This window comes from Vibrio profundum (assembly GCF_050337555.1).
GTDB classification, from domain to species: domain Bacteria; phylum Pseudomonadota; class Gammaproteobacteria; order Enterobacterales; family Vibrionaceae; genus Vibrio; species Vibrio profundum.
In genome coordinates this window covers 111,832-137,066 of the sequence record NZ_JAKJTA010000008.1, presented here as the reverse complement: position 1 = coordinate 137,066, position 25,235 = coordinate 111,832, and the positions used below count along the sequence as shown (strand labels likewise).

Annotated in this window: 20 protein-coding genes and 1 other RNA gene; 19 read left to right on the top strand and 2 right to left on the bottom strand. The window is 46.3% G+C overall.

Annotation, left to right across the window (positions count from 1 at the left end; translation table 11 throughout):
• Positions 1-3 precede the first annotated feature (3 nt).
• On the bottom strand, positions 4-372 hold the full coding sequence (locus L4C34_RS09340; RefSeq protein WP_428789078.1) for a YraN family protein: 369 nt from the start codon (positions 370-372) through the stop codon (positions 4-6).
• Entirely contained in the window at positions 353-2,170 is a 1,818-nt protein-coding gene (locus L4C34_RS09335; RefSeq protein WP_428789077.1) for a penicillin-binding protein activator, read from the bottom strand. Before L4C34_RS09335 ends, L4C34_RS09340 begins: the two co-directional genes overlap by 20 nt.
• Before the next feature lie 63 nt (positions 2,171-2,233).
• Between L4C34_RS09335 and rsmI the strand changes: the two genes are divergently transcribed.
• The 19 genes from rsmI (at position 2,234) to dapB (ending at position 25,179) form a co-directional block, all read left to right on the top strand.
• On the top strand, positions 2,234-3,097 hold the full coding sequence (gene rsmI / locus L4C34_RS09330; RefSeq protein ID WP_428789076.1) for a 16S rRNA (cytidine(1402)-2'-O)-methyltransferase: 864 nt from the start codon (positions 2,234-2,236) through the stop codon (positions 3,095-3,097).
• Positions 3,098-3,205: 108 nt separating this feature from the next.
• Positions 3,206-3,600: RNase P RNA component class A (gene rnpB, locus L4C34_RS09325), an RNA gene on the top strand.
• A 184-nt stretch (positions 3,601-3,784) separates the two neighbouring features.
• Entirely contained in the window at positions 3,785-4,735 is a 951-nt protein-coding gene (rsmH, locus tag L4C34_RS09320; RefSeq protein WP_428789075.1) for a 16S rRNA (cytosine(1402)-N(4))-methyltransferase RsmH, read from the top strand.
• Between the two features lie 10 nt (positions 4,736-4,745).
• On the top strand, positions 4,746-5,060 hold the full coding sequence (ftsL, locus tag L4C34_RS09315; RefSeq protein ID WP_428789074.1) for a cell division protein FtsL: 315 nt from the start codon (positions 4,746-4,748) through the stop codon (positions 5,058-5,060).
• Positions 5,061-5,062: 2 nt separating this feature from the next.
• Positions 5,063-6,784: a penicillin-binding transpeptidase domain-containing protein gene (locus L4C34_RS09310; protein ID WP_428789148.1), complete on the top strand. Its 1,722-nt coding sequence runs from the start codon at positions 5,063-5,065 to the stop codon at positions 6,782-6,784.
• 16 nt (positions 6,785-6,800) lie between these two features.
• A complete protein-coding gene (gene murE, locus L4C34_RS09305) occupies positions 6,801-8,288 on the top strand; it encodes a UDP-N-acetylmuramoyl-L-alanyl-D-glutamate--2,6-diaminopimelate ligase (protein ID WP_428789073.1) in 1,488 nt (495 codons plus the stop codon).
• Complete coding sequence (locus tag L4C34_RS09300; protein WP_428789072.1) at positions 8,285-9,646, top strand: UDP-N-acetylmuramoyl-tripeptide--D-alanyl-D-alanine ligase; 1,362 nt, start codon at positions 8,285-8,287, stop codon at positions 9,644-9,646. Before murE ends, L4C34_RS09300 begins: the two co-directional genes overlap by 4 nt.
• Complete coding sequence (gene mraY / locus L4C34_RS09295; RefSeq protein ID WP_428789071.1) at positions 9,643-10,725, top strand: phospho-N-acetylmuramoyl-pentapeptide-transferase; 1,083 nt, start codon at positions 9,643-9,645, stop codon at positions 10,723-10,725. Before L4C34_RS09300 ends, mraY begins: the two co-directional genes overlap by 4 nt.
• Positions 10,726-10,797: 72 nt before the next feature.
• A complete protein-coding gene (gene murD / locus L4C34_RS09290; protein ID WP_428789070.1) occupies positions 10,798-12,120 on the top strand; it encodes a UDP-N-acetylmuramoyl-L-alanine--D-glutamate ligase in 1,323 nt (440 codons plus the stop codon).
• 29 nt (positions 12,121-12,149) lie between these two features.
• A complete protein-coding gene (ftsW, locus tag L4C34_RS09285) occupies positions 12,150-13,349 on the top strand; it encodes a cell division protein FtsW (RefSeq protein ID WP_428789069.1) in 1,200 nt (399 codons plus the stop codon).
• Positions 13,336-14,400 carry an undecaprenyldiphospho-muramoylpentapeptide beta-N-acetylglucosaminyltransferase gene (gene murG / locus L4C34_RS09280; RefSeq protein WP_428789068.1) on the top strand — a complete coding sequence of 355 codons (1,065 nt, stop codon included), beginning with the start codon at positions 13,336-13,338 and terminating at the stop codon, positions 14,398-14,400. Before ftsW ends, murG begins: the two co-directional genes overlap by 14 nt.
• 11 nt (positions 14,401-14,411) lie before the next feature.
• The gene (gene murC / locus L4C34_RS09275; protein ID WP_428789067.1) at positions 14,412-15,875 is read left to right on the top strand and encodes a UDP-N-acetylmuramate--L-alanine ligase; all 1,464 of its coding nucleotides are present in this window, start codon (positions 14,412-14,414) and stop codon (positions 15,873-15,875) included.
• A 179-nt stretch (positions 15,876-16,054) separates the two neighbouring features.
• The gene (locus L4C34_RS09270) at positions 16,055-16,828 is read left to right on the top strand and encodes a cell division protein FtsQ/DivIB (RefSeq protein WP_428789066.1); all 774 of its coding nucleotides are present in this window, start codon (positions 16,055-16,057) and stop codon (positions 16,826-16,828) included.
• A gap of 2 nt (positions 16,829-16,830) precedes the next feature.
• Positions 16,831-18,093: a cell division protein FtsA gene (gene ftsA / locus L4C34_RS09265; protein WP_428789065.1), complete on the top strand. Its 1,263-nt coding sequence runs from the start codon at positions 16,831-16,833 to the stop codon at positions 18,091-18,093.
• A 31-nt stretch (positions 18,094-18,124) separates the two neighbouring features.
• Positions 18,125-19,348, top strand: a complete 1,224-nt coding sequence (gene ftsZ, locus L4C34_RS09260) for a cell division protein FtsZ (RefSeq protein ID WP_428789064.1) — start codon at positions 18,125-18,127, stop codon at positions 19,346-19,348.
• Between the two features lie 99 nt (positions 19,349-19,447).
• Entirely contained in the window at positions 19,448-20,365 is a 918-nt protein-coding gene (lpxC, locus tag L4C34_RS09255) for a UDP-3-O-acyl-N-acetylglucosamine deacetylase (protein WP_428789063.1), read from the top strand.
• Positions 20,366-20,935: 570 nt separating this feature from the next.
• Entirely contained in the window at positions 20,936-23,653 is a 2,718-nt protein-coding gene (gene secA, locus L4C34_RS09250; RefSeq protein WP_428789062.1) for a preprotein translocase subunit SecA, read from the top strand.
• 175 nt (positions 23,654-23,828) lie between these two features.
• Positions 23,829-24,230 carry an 8-oxo-dGTP diphosphatase MutT gene (mutT, locus tag L4C34_RS09245; protein WP_428789061.1) on the top strand — a complete coding sequence of 134 codons (402 nt, stop codon included), beginning with the start codon at positions 23,829-23,831 and terminating at the stop codon, positions 24,228-24,230.
• A gap of 139 nt (positions 24,231-24,369) precedes the next feature.
• Entirely contained in the window at positions 24,370-25,179 is an 810-nt protein-coding gene (gene dapB, locus L4C34_RS09240) for a 4-hydroxy-tetrahydrodipicolinate reductase (RefSeq protein ID WP_428789060.1), read from the top strand.
• Positions 25,180-25,235 lie beyond the last annotated feature (56 nt).

Sequence of the window (25,235 nt, the reverse complement as noted above, 5' to 3'; positions counted from 1 at the left end):
TGTTTATCCTTCGGTTATTGCGTTTTGTATCCACTCAATATGCTCACCTTGTTGGTGGAGGGCGACCACATCGAATCGGAAGTCGGTAGTATGCACGGAAAGTCGCTGTCTCTGCAGCCAAAATTTTGCGGTAGCGACCAATTTTTTCATCTTATTTGGCGTTACGGTTTCTGCAGCATGGCCATAGCGTTGGCTTTTACGGTAGCGAACTTCGACAAAAACGACGGTCTGCTGATCTTTCATAATTAGGTCAATTTCACCACATTTGGCTAAAAAATTCCCTTCTATAAAGGTGAGCCCTTGCGAGAGCAAGTATTGCTTCGCGAGGGACTCATATTTAGAACCGATCTGCTTACGGTTTGTTAGAACCATATTCTGCCCAGCTTAATTGCCTTTGCACCACACATTGCTTGTTGATGCTGAGTACGCCTGTTTGACCGTTGATGGTATAACCGTCGATAACTTTCATTTGTGGCAGTTTTTCCATCAGTTGGTACGCGTCCATCCCTAGTGCTTCAAGTCGTTTCTCTGAGTTGGTGTTTTTTGGCCACAGTTGATGTATTTCGCTGGCTAACTCAGGAGTCGGGTGAATAATCATTGGGATGTCACTGTAGTTGATGCCGAAGAGATCTTCATACTCAGTATTACCGCTGTTGCTGGTGGAGTTGGCAAATAGTTTTGGCGGCGTTGCATCTGGGTTTACGGCGACTTCAATAAAAGGTTTTATCAGAGTTAGCTGGGCGCTGTCAGCGACGATATAGACAGAATCAACATCACGACGGCTTCTCGGCTGAGTCTCCAACGGTATTTTTATCAGGTTATCTATTTGAGCGATACGTTGCTGACTGGCTTGCAGGCCAAATGCGCTATTGATGTTTTTTTGCAATAAACGTTTGTCACCAAACTGGCTTACTGCCACCTCATCGGTGCTGTATTGACTCCACGCCGCTTTAAAGGCTTTGACGACTCGATCACCAAAGCTGCCTTGTGGGGCAAGAATCATAGGGTATTTGTAGCCTTGTTCAAATAGGTGTTTTGCGCCTTGGGCGGCTTCTTGCTCCGGAGAAAGTGCAAGATAACAAGTGTCGATACCTGGTTCTACCTGCGATGGAATGTTAAGCGCTAATGTCGGGATTGGCGTTGCCAATTGTGATTGTGCTTGTTGCAACTTTTTGACGTTGTTTTTTAGTAGCGGTCCAACAATAAAGTCAATGTGTTTGTTTTTCAACGTATCTTCAATGGCATTGCCATCGACACTGTTTGTATCAACAATGGTGAGGGTTGCATGTGGGTTACGCTCTTTATCATTGAGCATTTGCAGAATGAAACCGTCACGCACCAATTGCGCTGGTTTGGAGAACTTGCCCGTTAGTGGCAATAGCAATGCCGTGTGGACTGGCTTAACAAATTTCAGTGCCAATACATCTTGAATGTCTTTTGGCGTGTACTTGGCCGCAGGGTGTTCGTTGTTCTCCGCTAGCCAATGTTTCAGTGTGTTTTGCAGCTGAGGGATATTATTTGCCATCGTTTTCATATAGATCGCAAGTTGAAGCCAACCGTCTAAGATGTCTTCGTTTGGCTTAGGTTTTAACTCAGTAATCGCTTCAGGTGAGTACTGGTTGAGATTGTGCCAAACCTCGGCTGCGACCTTAGGTTGGTCGTCCTCTGGCAAGAAATCAGACAGCAATATAAGCTCTCGACTGGCTTGGAAATAATCATTAAGCCCCGTAAATGATTTGGCTCGTAGTTCGTGGTACTCCTTCCACTGAGAGTCATCTAAACGCCACCACAGCTCAAAATGTAACTGGTCAAGCGCTGGTTGGAATTGCTGAGTCTGGATCATCTGCTGTGCGAGGATCAGATCCAGCTCGGCTTTTTGCACGTGATTTAAGTTCTGCTGTGAGAGACGGTTAATGATCAACTTAGCTTGATCTTGATTATCTGCCTTAATGGATGCTTTTAATGCCATCACTAGCCAATCATTTTGCAGTGTTCCTACACTGCTATCGGCGCGCATAATATAGGTTTGCGCAGACTCAGTGGCAGGAGGCGTGATGTCGATAGTGCCAGTGCCAGTCGGAACAGAGGAACAAGCGGCCAACGTCATTGCCGCTACAATTGGAGTCAGTAAGCGTGTTACACTGATTTTCTTATGGTTCTTTCTTGCCATGAGTTCTTATATGATTCCATGTAAAATTGGTACTATATTAATCGTTCAAGTGATAGTTAACAAATGACAGATAGCAAAATAGCCTCGAATCACATCTCAACTCTCTACATTGTCCCTACGCCAATCGGTAATTTGGGCGATATTACGCACCGAGCGGTAGACATCTTGTCTAGCGTAGACGTTATCGCGGCAGAAGATACGCGCCATACCGGAAAATTACTATCTCACCTTAATATACACACTAAAACATTTGCATTACATGATCATAATGAACAGCAAAAAGCTCATGTGTTAGTTGAAAGGTTACTTTCGGGTCAATCCATCGCGCTTGTATCCGATGCCGGAACTCCGTTAATCAGCGATCCAGGGTATCACTTGGTCAGCCAATGTCGTCAAGCAGGAGTTAAAGTTGTGCCTCTTCCTGGCGCATGTGCGGTGATTACCGCTCTGAGTGCCTCAGGTCTGCCATCAGATAGTTTTAGTTTTGAGGGGTTCTTACCTGCTAAGAGTAAAGGAAGAAAAGATAAATTCCTCGAAATTGCAAAAGCGCATCGCACTTGTATTTTTTATGAATCGCCACATCGCATTCTTGAATCCTTGAACGATATGTTGTCTGTTCTTGGTGCGGAGCGAGAAGTTGTCTTGGCGCGAGAGATTACCAAAACCTTTGAAACCATCCAAGGCATGCCTCTGGGTGAATTGGTCGAATGGGTGAAACAAGATAGTAACCAGCAGCGCGGCGAAATGGTGTTATTGGTTCACGGCCATCGTGAAGACCGTCAAAGCGAACTGCCTGATGAGGCAACACGAACTTTGGCTATCTTGACCAAAGAGTTGCCGCTGAAAAAGGCGGCGGCATTGGCCGCAGAGATCTACAATTTGAAAAAAAATGCCCTGTATAAGTGGGGACTTGAGCACTTGGATTAATGTGAGTCGCTGAGAGTAAGCTCACATTGTACGATGTTTAAGCATAAAAACATCGCAAAGTGTGATCGTACTAGACAGGGGGTGCCCTTATCTATACAATTCGCCCCTGGAGTTGACTGGGTAGTCGCTGCTTCATCGCTGTCCTTCGGGAGACTGGTGGAGGGGAGGAAAGTCCGGGCTCCATAGAGCAGGGTGCCAGGTAACGCCTGGGGGGCGCAAGCCCACGACAAGTGCAGCAGAGAGAAAACCGCCGATGGCCCCGACTTTCGAGTTGTGGTGCACAGGTAAGGGTGAAAGGGTGCGGTAAGAGCGCACCGTGCGGTTGGTAACAGTCCGTAGCAAGGTAAACTCCACCCGGAGCAAGACCAAATAGGCTTCCACATTGCGTTGCTTCGCGTAAGGAAGCGGGTAGGTTGCTTGAGCCAGTGAGCGATTGCTGGCCTAGACGAATGGCTACTGCCGTGCAAACGGTACAAAACCCGGCTTACAAGTCGACTCCTCCCTATTATACCCATCATAGTGTTCGCACTATGATGGGTTTTTTACTTGTCGCTGACGAAAACTATTATCCAAATACTAGAATAAGCTCAATATCATAGGATGCCTGTTCTAGCGGTGATATAGTGTTATCTATGCTGATTAACAATCGCTGCAGACTCTAATTCATCCCTGTTTTACGAGAAAAGAATGACTGAACCTTTCCAACACATATCTGTATTGTTAAATGAGTCAATCGATGGTTTAGCAATCAAACCTGATGGCGTGTATATCGACGGTACGTTCGGTCGCGGCGGTCATAGCCGAGTTATTCTCTCTAAATTGAATGAAAACGGACGCTTGTACTCGATTGATAGAGACCCACAAGCGATCGCTGAAGCCGCGAAAATTAACGACCCACGCTTTACTATCATCCATGGTCCATTTTCTGGTGTTGCACAATACGCCGAGCAACATGACTTGGTGGGTAAAGTAGATGGTGTACTGTTTGATTTAGGTGTGTCTTCGCCGCAGCTTGATGACGCTGAACGCGGTTTTAGTTTCATGAAAGATGGCCCATTGGATATGCGCATGGATCCGACGTCAGGTATGCCAGTATCCCAATGGCTACTTGAAGCCGATCTTGATGACATTACTTGGGTGATTCGTGAGTTCGGTGAAGATAAGCACGCTCGCCGCATCGCAAAGGCCATCGTTGCTCACCGTGATGATGAAGAGAAAGAGCCACTAACACGTACTAGCCACTTAGCTAAATTGATCTCTGAAGCTGCGCCGAAAAACTTCAAAGAGAAAAAGCACCCAGCGACTCGAGCTTTTCAGGCGTTTCGTATTTATATCAATAGTGAACTTGAAGAAATCGATATCGCTTTGAAAGGGGCTTTGAGTGTCTTGGCGGTTGGCGGTCGACTGTCTGTGATCAGTTTCCACTCGTTAGAAGACCGAATGGTTAAGCGTTTTATCCGCAAAGAGAGTCAGGGCCCACAGGTGCCACATGGACTACCGCTCACTGAAGCTGAAATTCGCAAACTAGGCAGTGCCAGCATGAAGGGGATTGGCAAAGCCACTAAACCTTCAGAGCAAGAAGTCGATATTAATGTGCGTTCTCGCAGTTCTATGCTGCGCGTGGCCGAAAAACTATAGTGTTATAGCAATGGGGAACTCAGCGCCAAATCTAGCGAAACTGGTTGCCAAAGATCTGGTGACAGTCGGCCGAGTTCCTTTCATTTTGCTAATGTTGATTTTAGCGACGGCACTTGGGGTGGTATTAACAACCAATATGTCTCGTCTGGCTATTAGCGAAAAAGATCATACTTTGAACACCCGCCAGAAGCTGGATAATGAATGGCGCAACTTACTGCTGGAAGAAACGTCACTGTCTGATAGCAGCCGAGTGGAAAACATAGCAAAAACGGATTTGCATATGCAAAGGCCGAACTCAAGTAAGGAAGTGGCGTTTTCAGAGTAATGATGAAACGAGAATCCCCCCAACCGAACCCCGAGCAACACCCTAACCCTGAGAAAAAACCGACATTATTGATTCAATGGCGTTTTTATCTCGTTCTGTTTTTTGTTTTTTGTGCATTTGCGGTTTTAGTCGGCCGAATTGCTTATATACAAGTTGTTGACCCTGGCAACTTGATTCATCAAGGTAACATTCGCTCAATACGAGCTAAAGCTCTCCCTTCTGCACGCGGCATTATTTACGATCGTAACCAAGAACCTTTGGCTGTGAGTGTCCCTGTTGATGCAGTATGGGCCGATCCTGCGACGATTATCAAAGAAGATGGCTTGAAAAATGTTAACCGTTGGTATGCATTGGCCGATGTATTGGGTTTAGATAGACACGCCTTAGTTAAAAAAATTAGAGATAACAAAACTCGTCGATTTATTTACCTGCAGCGTCAGGTTGGGTCCGCGATGGCTAATTATGTTCGAGAGTTAAAACTCAAAGGTGTTGGCCTTAAATCAGAGTCACGCCGTTATTACCCCGCAGGGGAAGTGAGCGCGCATATTGTGGGGGTGACCGGTATTGATGGGCATGGCCTTGAAGGGGTTGAGCGTAGTTACGACAATTGGCTAACTGGAGAAGCGGGTAAACGCGTGATTCGTAAAGACCGCTATGGCCGAGTTGTCGAAAATATCTCGCTGGAGAAGCGTGAAGAGGGTAAGCCTTTAACCCTGACTATTGACCAACGAATTCAGTCTATTGCGTATCGAGCTGTCAAACAAGTGGTCGCGGATTACCGAGCGACCTCAGCCTCAGCGGTATTAATAGACGTCAAAACTGGCGCGATTTTAGCGATGGTCAATGCGCCATCCTACAATCCTAATAACCGTGCCGATCTTAAGAGTTATACCATGCGTAACCGGGTGATCACCGATTCTTTTGAGCCAGGCTCGACGGTGAAACCATTTGTGATTCTAGCGGCGTTAGATAATGGCGTCATTACCCCAGATACAGTGATAGACACCGGCAACGGTGTGATGCGTGTCGGTGGAAGTTTAGTCACCGATACGGAAAAAGTGGGTAAAGCTGATCTAACGACCATTTTGAAAAAGTCGAGTAACGTCGGGATGGCGACTATCGCACTGCGCATGCCAATTGATGCCATTTTACATATGTATCGGGCTGTGGGGTTTGGCCAACTATCGGGTCTGAACTTGATCGGTGAAACGACGGGTATTTTCCCCGATCGACGTCGCTGGTCAAAAATAGAAATCGCTACCTTGGCTTTTGGTTACGGTTTGAGTATCACTCCACTACAGTTAGCGCATGCTTACGCTACACTTGGCAATTATGGCGACTACTTACCACTGCATATCGTGAAAAATAACGGAAATGTTAAGGGCAAACAGGTGTTTGGCCATGAAAATGTCAAACGGGTTCTAAAAATGCTCGAGGCTGTTGCTCAGCCCGGCGGTTCAGCGGTAAGAGCGGCTGTTCCTGGATATCGCGTCGGTGCGAAAACGGGGACATCACGTAAAGCGGCCAACGGTTCTTATAGTAATGAGTATTTTGCTTATACGGCAGGTATTGCCCCGATCAGCAACCCAAGATTTGCGCTGGCGGTGATGGTTAACGAGCCACAAGGTGATAACTATTACGGCGGTACAGTTGCGAGCCCTGTTTTTTCCAAAATTATGAAAGGGGCGCTGCAAATATTCAATGTTCCGCCCGATGCTAAATAATTAAGAAGCAATCTTTATGAAGTCAGTAATCACATTGGCAAAATTACTTTCGCCATGGTTCGATATGCAAGGTACGCCTCACGCGGAGCTTGAAATTAATCAACTTGTTTTAGACAGTCGTAAGCTAAAAGTGGGCGACACCTTTGTCGCGATTGATGGTCACGCTATTGATGGACGTCGTTTTATCGACTCAGTAGCACAAAGTGGCGCTAATTGTACAATTGCACAAGCCTCCGATGCGCACCCACATGGCAGTTGGCAGAGTGTCGGTGCGATGCCAGTCATTTATATCGAAGATTTACCCAATACTCTTTCCGCTATGGCCCAGCGTTTATATCCGGTTGAGCATTCGCGTTTAATCGGGGTGACAGGTACGAATGGTAAAACGACAATTACTCAATTGATTGCCCAATGGTTAGAATTGCTTGGCAATACAACGGCCGTTATGGGAACAACTGGCAATGGTTTTTTAAGCGATTTACGCCCGGCTGAAAATACCACCGGGAGCGCCATTGATATCCAGCGTGAACTGAGCCAGCTTGATCAAGCGGGAGCACAAATCACAGCGCTGGAAGTGTCGTCACATGGTTTAGTTCAGGGGCGAGTCAAAGCTTTGCCTTTTGCTGTTGGGGTTTTTTCTAATCTGAGCCGAGACCACCTAGATTATCACCATACAATGGCAGAATACGCCAATGCCAAATTGACCCTGTTTACGGAGCACGATTGCCAGCACGCGGTGATCAATGTCGATGACGAAGTTGGTTATGCGTGGATGGATCATTTACAAGAGGCCTTGGCGGTCTCCCTTAAACCAGTCGCCGGATTTGAACGTGCTATTTGGGCAAATAATGTCGCGTACTCAGAGCAAGGCATAACGATTGATTTTGATGGTCTATATGGGCAAGGTCAGCTCAATGTTCCTTTGATCGGTGAGTTCAATGCTTCTAATACTATGCTTGCTTTTGGCGCTTTATTGATCCTAGGCTTCGATAAACAAAGCTTGATAGAACAAGCAAATCAGTTGTGCTCTGTGATTGGTCGAATGGAGCTTTTTCAAGCGGATTGTAAGGCCAAAGTGGTCGTTGATTACGCCCATACACCGGATGCGTTGGAAAAAGCGTTACGCGCTCTACAAGTTCACTGCCAAGGCAAACTGTGGGTGATCTTTGGTTGTGGCGGCGATCGCGATACCGGTAAGCGCCCTTTGATGGGAGCAATCGCAGAAAAATTGGCCGATACAGTGCTCATTGCAGACGATAACCCTCGAAGTGAAGATCCCGACACAATTGTGACAGATATTTTGCGTGGTGTTAATAATCCCCAACGTGTTTTGATAGAGCATAGCCGATTCGCCGCACTTGAGCAGGCCATACAGAGCGCTCGAGTCGATGACATCATTTTGTTAGCGGGTAAAGGGCATGAAGACTATCAAGTGATGAGCGAGGGGACAATCCATTATTCCGATCGTGAATCGGCCGCTTCTCTACTAGGAATCGAATTATGATCGCAGTGTCACTCAGCCAGTTATCTAACGTGTTGGATGCCAAGCTTATTGGCGAAGACCTCAACATTGATTCTGTTTCAACCGACTCTCGACATATCGACGGGCAAGGCTTATTTATCGCTTTAGTTGGCGACCGATTTGACGGACATCAGTTTGCTCAGCAAGCTATCACGCAAGGGGCGGTTGCTTTGCTCGTGTCTACACCATTGGACGTATCTGTTCCCCAGTTGGTGGTTTCTGATAGCAAATGGGCACTTGGTCAGATTGGCGCTTGGGTACATCGTCAATGCCAAGCGAAAACCGCAGCGATTACAGGTAGCTGTGGTAAAACGACAGTGAAAGAAATGCTAAGCAGTATTTTGTCTCGTAAAGGGCAGCTGCTCGCCACGCTGGGTAATTTCAATAATGACATCGGTGTACCTCTAACCTTATTACGCGAAACTAAAGGCGATGAGTTTGCGGTATTGGAGTTAGGGGCCAATCATATTGGTGAAATTGCTTATACGACGAAGCTAGTTCAACCAGACGTGGCGCTAGTTAACAATGTTGCTGCGGCGCATTTAGAAGGTTTCGGTTCTTTAGATGGCGTTAAGCAAGCGAAAGGCGAAATTTATCAGGGTCTGCAGCCCGGTGCGGATGCGATTGTTAATTTGGATAGTCATGGTGGAGCGAGTTGGGACGCAGTTTTGCAAGATAAAGTAGTGCGCACTTTCTCTATGAAAGATAACCAAGCGGACTTTTTTGCTTCTGCGATTGAATTGACATCTGCAGGCGAAGCTCAATTTTTGCTCCATACTCCCGAAGGACAGTGCCCGATTCAGCTTGGTCTTGTTGGCGAACACAATGTCGGCAACGCATTAGCGGCCTCGGCTCTCGCATTTTCACTAGGCGCTAGCCTTGTTGATGTCCAGCAGGGATTAGCTGAACTTTCCGGTGTAAAAGGCCGTGTAGAGCGGATAATATTACGTCATAACATAGATTTGATTGATGATAGCTATAATGCCAGTGTTCCCGCAATGGAAGCGGCCGTTGATTTGCTACATCGCCTCGAAGGTAAAAAATGGCTTATTCTCGGCAATATGGCGGAACTCGGGGAACAAAGCGCTACGTTACATCGTCAAGTCGGAGAGCGCGCTGCACAGTATGATTTTGAACATGTCCTGACTTATGGCTATGATGCGGCTGTGATTAGCGCGTTATGTCAAGGTGAGCACTTTTCTACTCATTCAGATTTGCTGGCCTACATTGAGCAGCATTTACCACTAGACCCACCCCATAAACACACTTTATTAGTTAAGGGAGCCAATAGCGCTGGTATGTTCCAGATAGCAGCTTCTTTGCAGGAGATTTATTCATGATTATTTGGCTAGCGCACTTATTACAGCCATATTTCTCTTTTTTTCGCTTGTTTGAATATCTGTCTTTTCGAGCCATTTTTAGTATTTTGACCGCATTGATTCTGTCTCTTTGGATGGGACCAATCTTGATAAAACGCTTGCAGTTATTGCAAATTGGTCAAGTTGTACGTAATGACGGCCCTGAGTCGCATTTTAGTAAACGCGGGACGCCAACCATGGGCGGGCTCATGATTCTTGCCGCCATCGTGATCACCGTATTGCTCTGGACAGACCTTTCCAATCCTTATGTTTGGGCTGTATTGGCGGTGCTGGTGGGTTATGGCGCTGTCGGTTTTGTCGATGACTATCGTAAAGTCGTGCACAAGAATACTGATGGTCTCATTGCGCGTTGGAAGTATTTCTGGCAATCGGCGATTGCTTTAGTGGTTGCGTTTGTTTTGTATGTGCATGGCAAAGACACCACGGCAACCCAGTTGGTGGTGCCATTTTTCAAAGATATCATGCCGCAACTTGGCCTGTTTTATATTCTGTTAACCTATTTTGTGATTGTGGGCACCAGTAATGCGGTTAACCTCACTGATGGTCTTGATGGGCTAGCTATTATGCCGACAGTTTTGGTGTCTGCGGGAATGGCAGCCATTGCATGGGCGACCAGTAACTTCAATTTTGCTAACTACTTACACATCCCTTATGTGCCATTGACGTCGGAGTTGGTGGTGGTGTGTACGGCGATGGTCGGAGCCGGTCTTGGTTTTCTTTGGTTCAATACCTACCCAGCGCAAGTCTTTATGGGCGATGTCGGCTCATTGGCTTTAGGTGGCGCATTAGGGACGATTGCTGTATTGGTTCGCCAAGAGTTTGTGCTAGTGATTATGGGCGGGGTTTTTGTTATTGAAACCTTGTCAGTTATTTTGCAGGTCGGTTCTTACAAATTGCGTGGGCAGCGCATTTTCCGTATGGCCCCGATTCATCATCATTATGAGTTGAAAGGTTGGCCAGAGCCGCGCGTGATTGTGCGATTTTGGATTATCTCTATTGTCTTGGTATTAGTTGGCTTAGCTACGTTGAAAGTCCGCTGATCGAGAGTGGCTGAATAAACATGTCAGCCACTTGTTTTTGCGTTCAAGCTGTACAAATAAGGACCCTACCACATGAATTCTTGGCAAAGTATTCACAACGTCGTCGTCGCTGGGCTCGGGATCACTGGTCTCTCGGTGGTGAACTACCTTAGCCAACACTCGCAACCATTATCAATCAAGGTTATTGATACTCGCTCACAAGCGCCTGGTGCTGAGTCTCTAGCCGAACACATCCCTTTACACCAAGGCAGTTGGCAAACTGATTGGTTGCTGGCCGCTGACTTGATTGTTTTGAGCCCAGGTATTGCGCTATCTACCCCAGAAGTTCAAGAAGCGATCGCGCATGGCGTGCGAGTGGTCGGAGATATTGAGCTGTTTGCATGGCAGGTAGAGAAACCTGTTATTGCTATTACGGGTTCAAACGGTAAAAGTACGGTGACTGATTTAGCGGGTAAAGTGGCGAGTGCATGCGGGGTTAAAGTGGGCGTTGGGGGTAACATCGGTGTGCCAGCTTTGGACTTGCTGGCGCAAGAGTGTGATGTGTATGTGTTGGAGCTGTCTAGTTTCCAATTGGAGACCACCTCCAGTTTAGGTTTGTCTGCGGCTGCTTTTCTAAATTTGTCGGAAGACCACATGGATCGCTACGATTCTATGGCGGATTATCAGCAGGCGAAACAACGTATTTTTAGTCATGCCGAAGCCTGTATCGTTAATCAACAAGACTCTGCAACCTATCCAAAAAATGCGGATAGTAATCGTCTAGTGGAGTTCAGTCTTACTGAGAATACACGTTATGGCCTAGGTCAATATCAAGGGCAAGAATGGTTGTTGGTGGATGGCGAACCTGTCATGGCGAGCGATGATGTCGCCTTGGTTGGGCGACACAATCTAGCTAACGTGTTGGTGGTGATGGCGCTGCTCAATGAAAGCGGGATAGATTTCAGGCTTGGGTTGGACTGTTTTAAGTCCTACGGCGGTTTAACCCACCGATGCCAAGTTGTCGAGCGCGGTCGAGGCGTAAAATGGGTTAACGATTCTAAAGCCACCAATGTGGCCAGCACCGTAGCGGCGTTGGCTGGATTAACGCTAAAAGGGCGACTGTATCTATTAGTGGGTGGTGATGGTAAAGGGGCTGATTTTAGTGAATTAGCGGAGCCGTTGTCATCCCTCAACGTACAGCTGTGCTGTTTTGGTCGTGACGGTGAACAGTTTATGTCATTGCATCCTAATAGTCAGCAATACACAAATATGGATGAAGCGATCTCTGATCTAGCCAAGCAGCTAAAAGAAGGCGACATGGTGATGCTCTCGCCAGCTTGTGCCAGCTTTGATCAATATAAGAATTTTATGGTGAGAGGCGATGCGTTTACTGCCTTAGCCCATCAATACGCCTAACTTAGGTATCTGCGGAAGGTTGTCACGACATGCAACTCAAGAGTTCTGTTTCAAGTGCCAAGCGCTGGTTATCCCAGTCGTCATCAGAAGCGCTTTTTGATCGTCAGCTCGTCTGGATTTCACTGGGCCTGATGGTGTTTGGTTTGGTGATGGTTGCATCGGCCTCATTTCCAGTGAGCACTCGGCTAACGGGCCAGCCCTTCTATTTCATGACTCGTCACGCACTGTTTTTATTGCTGTCGCTGTGTGCGGCGGCTGTGGTGTTACAAATACCGACTCAAAAATGGCTGCAATACAGCTCTTGGTTTTTATCTCTGTCCTTTATTATGCTCGTTGTTGTGTTAGTGGTTGGACGTTCGGTGAATGGGGCATCGCGCTGGATCCCATTAGGATTTTTTAACTTACAGCCAGCAGAAGTATCCAAGTTATCGCTATTTATCTTTATGTCGGGATATTTAGTACGAAAGCAAAGTGAAGTGCGAGCGACCTTTTTCGGCGGGTTTATGAAGCCGATTATGGTGTTTGGAGCCTTGGCGCTATTGCTGCTTGGCCAGCCAGATTTAGGCACAGTGATTGTAATGCTGGTGACCTTGTTTGGTATGCTGTTTATCGCAGGTGCCAAATTGTCGCAATTTTTGGCGCTGATGATGGCGGGAATTGTCGCGGTTATCGGCTTGATATTGGCCGAGCCCTATCGAGTCAGGCGGGTCACCTCTTTTCTTGACCCTTGGCAAGATCCTTTTGGTAGCGGCTATCAGCTGACTCAGTCCTTGATTGCGTTTGGTCGTGGCGGTTGGTTTGGTCAGGGGTTAGGCAACTCGATTCAAAAGCTAGAGTATTTGCCAGAAGCGCATACCGACTTTGTCTTTTCTGTGATTGCAGAAGAGCTTGGTATTGTTGGTGTGGTGTTGGTATTAATGCTGGTATTCAGCCTCGTGTTTAAAGCCATCATGATTGGTAAACGGGCTTTTGAACAAGAGCAAAATTTTGGAGGCTATTTGGCCTTTGCGATAGGAATATGGTTTGCCTTTCAAACTTTGGTCAATGTTGGCGCTGCGGCGGGGATGATGCCGACAAAAGGCCTGACTTTGCCCTTAATTAGCTACGGCGGCTCAAGTTTGTTAGTTATGTCAGTTGCGGTGGCAATTTTACTGAGAATTGACCACGAGACCCGCATAAAAAAGAATAATGAAGAATTAGTGGAACAGGTTCCAAATGAAGCACAATAAAAAACGATTAATGGTGATGGCTGGTGGAACAGGGGGGCATATCTTTCCTGGATTAGCTGTGGCTAAAAAACTCCAGCAGCAAGGCTGGGAGGTGCGGTGGTTAGGCACGCCAGACCGAATGGAAGCGGAGTTAGTACCTAAACATGATATCGAGATCGATTTCATTCGCGTAAAAGGGCTACGTGGCCAAGGTCTAGCCAAACTTTTGGTCGCGCCACTGCAGATCATGAAAGCCATTGTGCAGGCTCGTCGTCATATGCGGGCGTGGCAGCCTGACGCGGTACTTGGTATGGGCGGCTATGTGAGTGGTCCTGGTGGCGTTGCGGCTAGGTTGTTGGGTATTCCCGTTATATTACATGAGCAAAATGCGGTTGCTGGGCTGACTAATCGTTGGCTGGCGAAAATCGCGAGCAAGGTTTTTCAAGCTTTTCCTGGCGCGTTTCCTAAGGCGGAAGTAGTAGGCAATCCCGTTCGCGAAGACGTTATTGCGCTATCTGAACCCTCTCAACGCATGGCCGAGAGACAGGGGCCTATCAGGATTTTGGTGATGGGTGGCAGTCAAGGCGCGCAAATATTAAATCGCACCGTCCCTGAATCTCTAGCAACGCTAGGTCGTAATGTCGAAGTATGGCACCAAGCAGGAAAGAACAATCAGCAAACGGTGGAAAGCGCCTATCAAGCTCAGCAAATCGAACCGTTCTCAGTGACTGAATTTATAGATGATGTAGCCAAGGCCTACGATTGGGCAGACTTGCTGATCTGCCGCTCTGGCGCGTTAACTGTATCGGAAGTGTCTGCTGCGGGCGTTGGTGCGATTTTTGTTCCCTTTATGCATAAAGACCGCCAGCAAGCATTAAACGCTGATCACTTGGTGGAATGTGGGGCGGCAAAAATGATAGAACAGCCCAATCTTACGGCAGAAGGGCTACGCCACACTATTTTAGAGTTAGACAGAACCACGCTAATGGATATGGCGACTCACGCGCGCAACGCCGCGAAAACCCAAGCTGATACGATTGTGGCGGACGCAATCATCACGCTAGCTAGATAATGAGAAATGCAATGACAGTACAACATACGCAAAATTTGGCTCGCATCCGAGCTGTGGTTCCGGAAATGCGCCGCGTAAAATGCATTCACTTTGTTGGTATTGGTGGCGCGGGAATGAGTGGTATTGCCGAAGTTTTGCTTAACGAAGGCTACCAAATTACGGGTTCAGACATTGCACATAATGCAGTAACGAATAGGCTCACTGAAAAAGGTGCCACGATTTATATTGGTCATCAGGCAAGCAACGTGGAACAAGCCAGTGTCATCGTAGTTTCTACCGCGATTAGTGAAACCAACCCAGAGGTATCCGCCGCGCGTGAGCGCAGAATCCCAGTGGTTCGCCGAGCTGAAATGCTGGCTGAATTGATGAGGTTTCGACATGGTATCGCTGTTGCCGGTACCCATGGCAAGACAACGACTACAGCGTTGGTCACACAAATTTATTCGGAAGCCAACTTAGATCCTACGTTCGTCAACGGTGGTTTAGTGAAAAGTGCTGGCACTAACGCACGTTTGGGCTCAAGTCGAATCTTGATCGCAGAAGCTGATGAAAGCGATGCTTCTTTCTTGCATTTACAGCCGATGGTGAGCATTGTCACTAATATAGAAGCCGACCACATGGATACCTATGGTGGGGACTTCAATACGCTAAAGCAGACATTTATCGATTTTCTGCATAATTTGCCATTTTATGGCCAAGCGATTTTGTGTATTGATGATCCCGTGGTGCGTGAATTGATTCCACAAATCAGCCGCCAGGTGATTACTTATGGTTTTTCAGACGATGCGGATGTGAAGATTGAACAATATACTCAAGATCGTCAGCAAGGGAAGTTTACGGTGACACGTAAAGGGCGTGAAAATCTTATCATCACGCTCAATATGCCTGGTCAACATAATGCCCTGAATGCAGCCGCTGCCATTGCGGTGGCCACAGAAGATGATGTGGATGATGAGGCCATTTTAAAGGCGATGGCGAATACCCAAGGTACGGGGCGTCGATTCGAGCATTTAGGGGAATTTGAAACAGGTAATGGCAGTGCCATGTTAGTGGATGATTATGGTCACCATCCGACTGAAGTCGATGTGACTATCAAAGCCGCTCGTAATGGTTGGAAGGATAAGCGTTTAGTCATGGTGTTCCAGCCTCACCGCTATAGTCGTACTCGAGATTTGTATGATGATTTTGCTAGTGTGCTCGACCAAGTCGATGTGCTGATCATGCTCGATGTATACGCGGCAGGGGAGCAACCGATTTCTGGCGCAGATGGTCGCGCGTTATGCCGTACTATTCGTGGCCGAGGCCGATTAGACCCTATCTTTGTGCCTGATACGCAAGCGTTACCAGCAGTTTTAGCTAATGTTTTGCAAGATGGTGATTTGGTACTGACGCAAGGCGCTGGAGATGTGGGTAAAGTAGCCAAACAATTAGAATCACTGCAGCTCAATATTGACGCGATGAAGATAAATTCGTAAAGATGCATAGCTAACGCAGCTGAAAGTGAGCAAATAATAGCTAATGGCTTGAGTTTTATCACTTTCAACATTTGCTACTTTTGACTTCGTCAGTATAATTCCTAGGTTATAGTGCTTTTTTGACTCAATAGCCTTGAATTAAGAAGTAAAACGTCTAATGAGTACAGGGATAACGGATTTTGACTGATCGAGCTTTGAAAGAAAGCCCCCAAGTTTCTAAATATTCGTTTTTGAAAAAGCACGCAACAGGCATAGGATTTTTTGTGTCAGTGTTGTTATTGATCACAGTGTTACTGTATATGACCTTGTCCTGGATGTGGGACAACAATCGCTTACCTCTATCTAGAGTGGTGATTCAAGGTAGCTTGAATCACGTAAGTGCTCAGGATGTACAGCGGTCATTGAACAACATTGGCTATATTGGCACGTTTATGTCTCAAGACGTAAGCACCTTGCAGCAAGCTGTGTCGTCGATACCATGGGTAGAGCATGCTTCAGTACGCAAGCAGTGGCCAAATACCATTAAAGTATTTTTGACAGAGTACCACGCTGTGGCTGTCTGGAATGGACGGCAACTGCTCAATAGCAAGGGCAAAGTTTTTGACGGGGATGTTGCGCAGCTACATCACCCAAGAGTCAAACTATATGGTCCGAAAGGAACCAGTAGTGAAGTGTTAGCCGTTTGGCAAGACAATGAACCGAAGTTTCAGCGTTTAGGATTGAAGATAGCTTCTATCGTATTGAATCAGCGCAGAGCTTGGCAGATCATCTTGACCAACGGAGTGAGATTAGAACTAGGTGAAGATGCGCTGTTGCAACGTATTACTCGATTTATCTCGTTATACAAACAACTCGGGAATAAAGCTGACCAGGTCAGCTATGTTGACCTCAGGTATGATACGGGAGCAGCTGTTGGCTGGCTGCCTGATGAAGAATCAAAGCAAGAGAGTTAAAGATGACTAGGACCGCGGATGACAACATAATTGTGGGTCTTGATATCGGGACTGCAACAGTATCTGCTTTGGTCGGTGAGCTTTTACCAGACGGTCAAATCAATATTATTGGCGCTGGCAGCAGTCCATCGAGAGGCATGGATAAGGGTGGAGTGAACGATCTTGAATCGGTCGTGAAATCTGTGCAAAGGGCAATCGATCAAGCTGAACTGATGGCTGAATGTCAGATCAGCAGTGTATTTATTTCCCTTTCTGGACGGCATATTGCAAGCCGCATCGAGAAAGGGATGGGAACAATTTCTGACGAAGAAGTGTCTCAAGATGATATGGATCGAGCCATTCATACGGCGAAGTCGATTAAAATAGGTGATGAACAACGTATTCTCCATGTAATTCCACAGGAATTTACCATTGACTACCAAGAGGGTATCAAAAACCCGCTCGGTCTATCTGGGGTAAGAATGGAAGTCAGTGTTCACCTTATTTCTTGTCATAATGATATGGCGAGAAACATTATTAAAGCTGTTGAACGATGTGGATTAAAGGTTGAACAGCTAGTGTATTCCGGACTAGCAGCAAGTAACGCTGTGATTACGGAAGACGAACGAGAGCTTGGCGTTTGTGTGGTAGACATTGGTGCTGGCACCATGGATGTCTCCATATGGACGGGCGGTGCGCTACGTCATACGGAAGTCTTTTCGTATGCGGGCAATGCAGTGACAAGCGATATTGCGTTTGCATTTGGTACTCCGGTCAGTGATGCCGAAGAAATCAAAATGAAATATGGTTGTGCGCTGAGTGAATTGGTGAGTAAAGATGACGCAGTTAACGTTCCTAGCGTTGGCGGACGGCCATCACGTAGTTTACAACGGCAAACCCTGTCGGAAGTGATTGAACCTCGCTACACTGAATTAATGGGACTCGTTAACCAAACGATCGATACCGTTCAAGAAAAATTAAGAGAAGAAGGTGTGAAACATCACCTCGCCGCGGGTGTCGTGCTTACGGGCGGCGCTGCGCAAATTGAAGGATTGATTGAATGTGCGGAGCGTGTGTTCCGCAATCAAGTTCGGGTGGGTAAGCCACTGGAAGTTAGTGGCCTCACAGATTATGTAAAAGAGCCGTATCATTCTACGGCTGTTGGTTTGCTTCATTACGCCAAAGACGGGCAAGTGACCGATGATTCAGAATTCAGAGAGCTAAAAAGGCCTACTGGTTCCAATTTATTTGGTCGTCTGCGTAACTGGATACAAAAAGAGTTTTAACCTGAAATAAGCAGGAAAACGGAGATAACACATGTTTGAACCGATGATGGAAATGTCTGACGATGCGGTAATCAAAGTCGTTGGAGTTGGTGGTGGCGGCGGCAATGCCGTAGAACACATGGTGCGTGAGTCCATCGAAGGCGTGGAATTCATTAGTGTTAACACCGATGCGCAAGCGCTGCGAAAAACGAGCGTTAATAGCGTGATTCAAATCGGTGGTGACATCACCAAAGGTCTAGGAGCTGGTGCGAACCCGCAAGTGGGTCGTGATGCAGCACTAGAAGATAAAGATAGACTTAAAGATATACTGACTGGCGCCGATATGGTGTTTATAGCTGCTGGTATGGGCGGCGGAACCGGAACCGGTGCCGCACCTGTGATTGCCGAAGTGGCGAAGGAGTTAGGTATATTGACGGTTGCTGTTGTTACCAAGCCGTTTAGTTTTGAAGGGAAAAAGCGTTTGGCGTTTGCTGAGCAGGGTATCGAAGAGCTATCAAAGCAAGTTGATTCACTGATCACAATTCCAAATGAAAAATTGCTGAAAGTGCTTGGCCGTGGTGTGACTTTACTTGAAGCATTTGCCAGCGCTAATGACGTACTCAAGAATGCGGTACAAGGTATTGCAGAATTGATTACTCGTCCGGGCATGATTAACGTCGATTTCGCGGATGTTCGGACAGTAATGTCTGAAATGGGTCATGCGATGATGGGCAGCGGTATTTCGAAAGGTGAAGATAGAGCAGAAGAAGCGGCCGAAACCGCAATTTCTAGCCCTCTATTGGAAGATATCGATCTAGCAGGAGCTCGTGGCGTGCTGGTGAATATCACTGCAGGTTTAGACATGCGCCTTGATGAATTCGAGACGGTCGGCAATACTGTAAAAGCATTCGCTTCAGACAACGCAACTGTGGTTATTGGTACCTCCCTTGACCCTGATATGTCGGATGAAATCCGCGTGACAGTGGTAGCAACGGGGATCGGTACTGAAAGAAAACCGGATATTACTTTAGTGGCTGCGGGTAAAAATAAACCTGCACCAGCTCAGCAACCAGCTTCAACTTCTCAACCGGCAGTTCAAACGCCAGTAGAAGAAAAGCCGGCACAACAGTTGCAGAAAGGTAATAGCCAAGTTACGCCATCATCATCGGTACCTGTGACTTCTTCTACAGCAAGTGGTCAAAATACAGCGCCGAAGACAGAAAAAGAAAGTGGCTACTTAGATATACCGGCATTTTTACGTCGTCAGGCAGACTAGATAAGTGATTACAATTTGACAGTGTTCAAAATTGTGGTAGCATTCGCGCTCAACATTATAGTTGACCGTAATTTGAGCACTTGGTATTGGGGCAAGTAAATGATTAGACAACGCACGTTAAAAGAAATTGTAACGACAACTGGTGTGGGCTTACACTCTGGTCGTAAAGTCAATCTGACGCTCCGTCCTGCTGCCGCGAATACGGGCATTATCTATCGTAGAACTGATCTAGAACAGCCGGTGGATTTTCCTGCTGATCCAGTATCTGTACGTGACACCATGCTATGTACGGCGCTCGTCAATGATGAAGGCGTACGTATATCCACGGTAGAACATCTCACTGCTGCCTTATCAGGTATGGGCATCGATAACATTATTATTGAAGTCGATGCACCAGAAATTCCGATTATGGATGGCAGTGCGAATCCATTTGTTTATCTTATTCAGCAAGCGGGAATTGAAACTCTCAATACGCCGAAACGCTTTATTCGTATCAAGAAACCAGTTCGTTTCCAAGAAGACGACAAGTGGGCTGAGCTAGTCCCATACAACGGTTTCCGTATGGATTTTGAGATTGAGTTTAATCACCCAGCAATTGATTCTGAGCAGCAGCATTTATTGTTTGATTTCTCATCACAGAGTTTCATAAAAGAGATTTCTCGCGCTCGCACTTTTGGTTTCATGCGTGATATCGAGTATTTGCAATCTCAAAACCTAGCCCTAGGTGGCAGTTTTGATTGTGCTATCGTATTGGATGAATACCGAATCTTGAATGAAGAAGGCCTACGGTTCGACAACGAGTTTGTAACACACAAAGTACTGGATGCAATTGGTGATCTGTACATGTGTGGTCATGCGATTGTTGGCGAGTTCCGTGCGTTCAAATCTGGACATAAGCTAAACAACCAGCTACTTCGAACAGTGCTAGCTGATCAAGAAGCTTGGGAGTGGGCGACGTTTGAAGAAGAAGCTGGCTCACCAGTTGCCTTTGTTGAGCCAAATACAGTTCTTGCTTAAAAAGGTTCAGCTTCACTAGGCAATCTCCCTATATGAGTGTTGCTTAGATAATGTTGAATTAGACATTACCGTGAATATAAAGAAGCCAGATTTTATTCTGGCTTTTTGCTATCTGGGATTTAAGAAATCCATCCTCGATATACTCTTATCCTTGCTACATATATAGGCGGTTAAACCTATCCTTTCCTTAATATGAAGAGGCAAAGATCTGCCGTACCGTTCAGTTGATCCTAGTTCTTTGCGTTTGATCTAAACGATCTGCTGGGATCGTGGTGGGGTTCATTCTCTCAATACACTCGTTTGGCCTAAATATGCTATCAATGCTAACTTTAGGTTAAAAAAAGCCTCAAACACCCTTTTTACTATTAGATGTTGGCCAAAATATTGGTTGTTAGCCGAAAAATTCCTTACACTAAGCCTTTATATTGTTCCAGCGCCTTGAAATTCAGCGTCATCAACACAATCTATCAGACACATGATATATCTCAGTATCCTTAGTTCGGACCGAGTAGAGACTGAAGGCATGAAAACTAGACGGCAAAAAGTCTAAAAAAGAGAGATTCACAGCAAATGATCACTAAGCTACTGACAACGTTAGTAGGCAGCCGTAACGAAAGAACACTACGCAGCCTGAAGAAAATTGTAAAAGAAATTAATAATTACGAGCCAACATTCGAGGCTTTGTCGGACGATGAATTGAAAGCCAAGACGGCTGAATTCCGCACCCGAATAGAGCAAGGCGAAACGTTAGACCAGTTGTTGCCTGAAGCCTTCGCTACTGTGCGCGAGGCATCAAAGCGTGTTTTTGGTATGCGTCACTTCGATGTACAGCTTGTTGGTGGCATGGTGCTAAATTCAGGCAAGATTGCCGAAATGCGTACAGGCGAAGGTAAAACGCTTACGGCTACGCTTCCGGCTTATCTTAATGCTTTACCTAAAAAAGGCGTTCACGTAGTAACGGTGAATGATTACTTAGCAGCACGTGATGCGGAAACCAACCGAGCTCTGTTCGAATTTTTGGGCATGACAGTTGGGATCAATGTACCGAACATGGTCCCACAAGAGAAACAAGAAGCTTACAAAGCGGATATCTTGTACGGAACCAACAACGAATTTGGTTTTGATTATCTGCGTGACAATATGGCGTTTCGAGCTGAAGACCGCGTACAACGCGAGCGATTCTTTGCTGTGGTCGATGAGGTAGACTCCATTTTAATCGATGAAGCTCGTACTCCTTTGATTATTTCCGGCCCTGCTGAAGACAGTTCAGAGTTGTACACTCGCATCAACACCCTTATTCCTTACCTCAAGCGTCAAGACAAAGAAGACTCGGAAGATTACCGTGGTGATGGTCACTACACGGTTGATGAGAAGCAAAAGCAAGTTCATTTGACAGAAACTGGCCAAGAGTTCATCGAAGAACTATTGGTTAAAAATGACCTAATGAATGACGGTGATACTTTGTATTCGCCTGCCAATATAAGCCTACTTCACCATGTAAACGCTGGCTTACGCGCACATGTCTTATTTGAGAAAAACGTAGATTATATCGTTGATGACAATAACGAGATTGTTATTGTCGATGAGCATACTGGCCGTACTATGCCAGGACGTCGTTGGTCAGAAGGGTTGCACCAAGCAGTAGAAGCAAAAGAAGGCGTGCAAATTCAGAATGAGAACCAAACGTTAGCGTCGATTACTTTCCAGAACTATTTCCGTTTGTACGAGAAATTATCTGGTATGACGGGTACAGCGGATACCGAAGCGTTCGAATTCCAGTCGATCTACGGACTCGATACGGTGGTTATCCCGACCAACCGTCCTATGGTGCGTAACGATATGCCAGATGTGGTTTACCGTACCGAAAGCGATAAATTCAATGCCATCATTGAAGACATTAAAGACAAAGTGAAACGAGGCCAGCCTTCATTGGTGGGTACGATTTCGATTGAGAAATCGGAACTCTTGTCTAACGCACTGACCAAAGCAAACATCAAACACAACGTGCTGAACGCTAAATTCCACGAGAAAGAAGCGGAAATTGTCGCAGAAGCAGGCACGCCGGGCGCGGTTACGATTGCAACTAACATGGCTGGTCGAGGCACGGATATTGTGTTGGGTGGTAGCTGGCAAACTCGCGTGGAGCAGCTGGATAACCCAACAGAAGAGCAAATCCAGAAAATTAAAGATGAGTGGAAAGTAGTGCACGAGAAAGTGTTGGCCTCAGGAGGTTTACATATTCTAGGTACTGAGCGCCACGAATCTCGCCGTATCGATAACCAGTTGCGTGGACGTGCAGGTCGTCAAGGTGATGCAGGTTCATCGCGCTTCTATTTATCAATGGAAGATAGCTTGCTACGAATTTTCACCTCAGATCGTATTGCTGGCATGATCCAAAGCGGTATGGATGAAGGAGAAGCCATCGAAAGTAAAATGCTGTCGCGTTCAATTGAAAAAGCGCAGCGTAAGGTGGAAGGGCGTAACTTCGATATCCGTAAACAGCTTCTAGACTATGATGATGTGGCAAGCGATCAACGTCGAGCAGTATATGAGTTACGTGATGAGCTGATGATCTCAGAAGACGTCAGTGGCATGATTGACCAAAACCGTGAAGATGTATTAATCGCGACATTTGAAGAGTACATTCCGCCACATTCACTAGAAGAAATGTGGGATGTCTCAGGCTTAGAAGATCGTTTGAAGAACGATTTCGATTTGAAGTTGCCTATTAAAACTTGGCTAGATGAAGACGATAAGCTGTACGAAGAAGCGCTGCGTGAGAAAATTATCGCCGCTGCGGTCCAAGCCTACCAATCGAAAGAAGAAGCGGTCGGCGGAGCAATTCTGCGTAACTTTGAAAAATCAGTAATGCTGCAAACACTTGATACCTTGTGGAAAGAGCACCTTTCTGCGATGGATCATTTACGCCAAGGTATTCACTTACGTGGCTACGCACAGAAAGACCCGAAACAGGAATATAAACGTGAGTCGTTTGAACTGTTTGAAGGCTTACTAGATGCTTTGAAATTCGATGTGATTGCCATCCTTTCGAAGGTACAAGTTCAGCAGGAAGAAGAAGTCGAGCGTATGGAAGCCCAGCGTCAAGCTGCGGCGGAAGCGGCTGCGCGCCTAGCGACAGCGCAACACGGTGACTCGATTATCGAAGGTAACGATCACGCTTCCCATCACCAACCAGTGGTGAGGGATGAACGCAAAGTTGGCCGAAATGAGCCTTGTCCTTGTGGTAGTGGTAAAAAGTACAAACAGTGTCATGGCAAAATAGCCTAACGACAACTAAACAGAAGAGTCGCCTAGGCGGCTCTTTTTTTTGATTAAAATATAGCTAAGCAAGCTCACAGGATGCTGTTTGAGTGAAATGCTCCGTTAATTTTCAGCATAAGCAGTAAAAGAGTTGTCCATTGTGAGAGTTAAATTTTTTGTAAGTCTTTAAAAGGTCTAGCGTATGAAAAGAGTGCACATCGTTGCGGCGATTATTTTTAACTGTGATAAGTCAGAAATATTTATTACCAAACGAGCGGACGATAAGCATCAAGGTGGGCTGTGGGAGTTCCCTGGCGGTAAAGTGGAAGCGGGGGAGTCTGAGCAGCAAGCACTTTCTCGTGAGTTGCATGAAGAAATAGGAATTACCGTGACTCAATGCCAAGCGTTCGAGGCATTTGCACATGACTATCCTGATAAATCTTTGCAATTCGCTTTTTACACGGTAAGTGACTTTCAAGGTCAGCCTTATGGCAAAGAAGGTCAACAAGGTCAGTGGGTTGCCGTGACACAGTTGAAGGCATTTGCTTTTCCAGCGGCCAATATTCCGGTGTTGGAAAAAGTAGTGAGTCAATATCAGCGATAGCGTTTGTTAATTTTGAGTGTTTTTAGGTTGGGCTAGATCTAGTTGGCAAGTCCGTCGAAGGTTGCTAATTTAACTCGACAGAAATAATGGTAATCCAGTAAATGTCTTGGGTTGCGAAATCGAATAAATGGAGGAAGTCATGGTAAATATTGCGATTGCTGGGGCCACAGGGCGTATGGGCCGTCAGCTTGTTAACGCTACGTGTCTTAATCAGAAAGCGAGTCTAGGGGCTGGGTCAGTGCGTCCAGATTCGACTTTGCTTGGGGCTGATATTGGCGAGCTAGCCAGTCAAGGTAAGCTAAATGTCACTTTGGTCGACGATCTTGCTAAGGCAATCGATAGTTTTGACGTGATCATTGATTTTACCTCACCGCAACACACCTTAAATAATATTGAGTTATGTCGCCAGCATGGAAAAAAAATCATCATCGGAACGACTGGGTTTTCTGAAGCAGAGAGAGCGGCGATAGATTTAGCATCGAAAGACGTCGCTATGGTGATGGCACCAAACTTCAGTGTTGGGGTTAATTTGGTGTTCAAATTGCTAGAAAAGGCTGCCAAGGTGATGGGAGAAGATAGCGATATTGAAATTATTGAAGCTCACCATAGGCATAAGGTCGATGCCCCTTCAGGCACGGCGATTGGTATGGGAGAGGCTATCGCTTCTGCTATGGGAAATGATCTGAGCGATGTCGCTGTGTATGCGAGAGAAGGGATCACAGGAGAGCGCAGTCGTGATGAGATTGGATTTGCTACGGTGCGAGCGGGCGATATCGTCGGTGAGCACACTGCAATGTTCGCGGATATCGGAGAGCGAGTCGAAATTACCCATAAAGCGACAGATCGTATGACCTTTGCGAATGGTGCGGTTAAGGCAGCAATCTGGTTGTCGGGTAAAGAAAGTGGTTTCTATACTATGACAGATGTTCTTAGCTTAAATGACATTTAATATCGGTTGGTATTGGCTTGTTCTTAGTGAGTTGGTGTCCATATTTTATTTTTTAA

Bases quoted from the DNA above. Each gene is read 5' to 3' on its own strand.
- L4C34_RS09340 (WP_428789078.1), bottom strand. From the start codon at position 372: ATGGTTCTAACAAACCGTAAGCAGATCGGTTCTAAATATGAGTCCCTC.
- L4C34_RS09335 (WP_428789077.1), bottom strand. From the start codon at position 2,170: ATGGCAAGAAAGAACCATAAGAAAATCAGTGTAACACGCTTACTGACT.
- rsmI (WP_428789076.1), top strand. From the start codon at position 2,234: ATGACAGATAGCAAAATAGCCTCGAATCACATCTCAACTCTCTACATT.
- rsmH (WP_428789075.1), top strand. From the start codon at position 3,785: ATGACTGAACCTTTCCAACACATATCTGTATTGTTAAATGAGTCAATC.
- ftsL (WP_428789074.1), top strand. From the start codon at position 4,746: ATGGGGAACTCAGCGCCAAATCTAGCGAAACTGGTTGCCAAAGATCTG.
- L4C34_RS09310 (WP_428789148.1), top strand. From the start codon at position 5,063: ATGAAACGAGAATCCCCCCAACCGAACCCCGAGCAACACCCTAACCCT.
- murE (WP_428789073.1), top strand. From the start codon at position 6,801: ATGAAGTCAGTAATCACATTGGCAAAATTACTTTCGCCATGGTTCGAT.
- L4C34_RS09300 (WP_428789072.1), top strand. From the start codon at position 8,285: ATGATCGCAGTGTCACTCAGCCAGTTATCTAACGTGTTGGATGCCAAG.
- mraY (WP_428789071.1), top strand. From the start codon at position 9,643: ATGATTATTTGGCTAGCGCACTTATTACAGCCATATTTCTCTTTTTTT.
- murD (WP_428789070.1), top strand. From the start codon at position 10,798: ATGAATTCTTGGCAAAGTATTCACAACGTCGTCGTCGCTGGGCTCGGG.
- ftsW (WP_428789069.1), top strand. From the start codon at position 12,150: ATGCAACTCAAGAGTTCTGTTTCAAGTGCCAAGCGCTGGTTATCCCAG.
- murG (WP_428789068.1), top strand. From the start codon at position 13,336: ATGAAGCACAATAAAAAACGATTAATGGTGATGGCTGGTGGAACAGGG.
- murC (WP_428789067.1), top strand. From the start codon at position 14,412: ATGACAGTACAACATACGCAAAATTTGGCTCGCATCCGAGCTGTGGTT.
- ftsA (WP_428789065.1), top strand. From the start codon at position 16,831: ATGACTAGGACCGCGGATGACAACATAATTGTGGGTCTTGATATCGGG.
- ftsZ (WP_428789064.1), top strand. From the start codon at position 18,125: ATGTTTGAACCGATGATGGAAATGTCTGACGATGCGGTAATCAAAGTC.
- lpxC (WP_428789063.1), top strand. From the start codon at position 19,448: ATGATTAGACAACGCACGTTAAAAGAAATTGTAACGACAACTGGTGTG.
- secA (WP_428789062.1), top strand. From the start codon at position 20,936: ATGATCACTAAGCTACTGACAACGTTAGTAGGCAGCCGTAACGAAAGA.
- mutT (WP_428789061.1), top strand. From the start codon at position 23,829: ATGAAAAGAGTGCACATCGTTGCGGCGATTATTTTTAACTGTGATAAG.
- dapB (WP_428789060.1), top strand. From the start codon at position 24,370: ATGGTAAATATTGCGATTGCTGGGGCCACAGGGCGTATGGGCCGTCAG.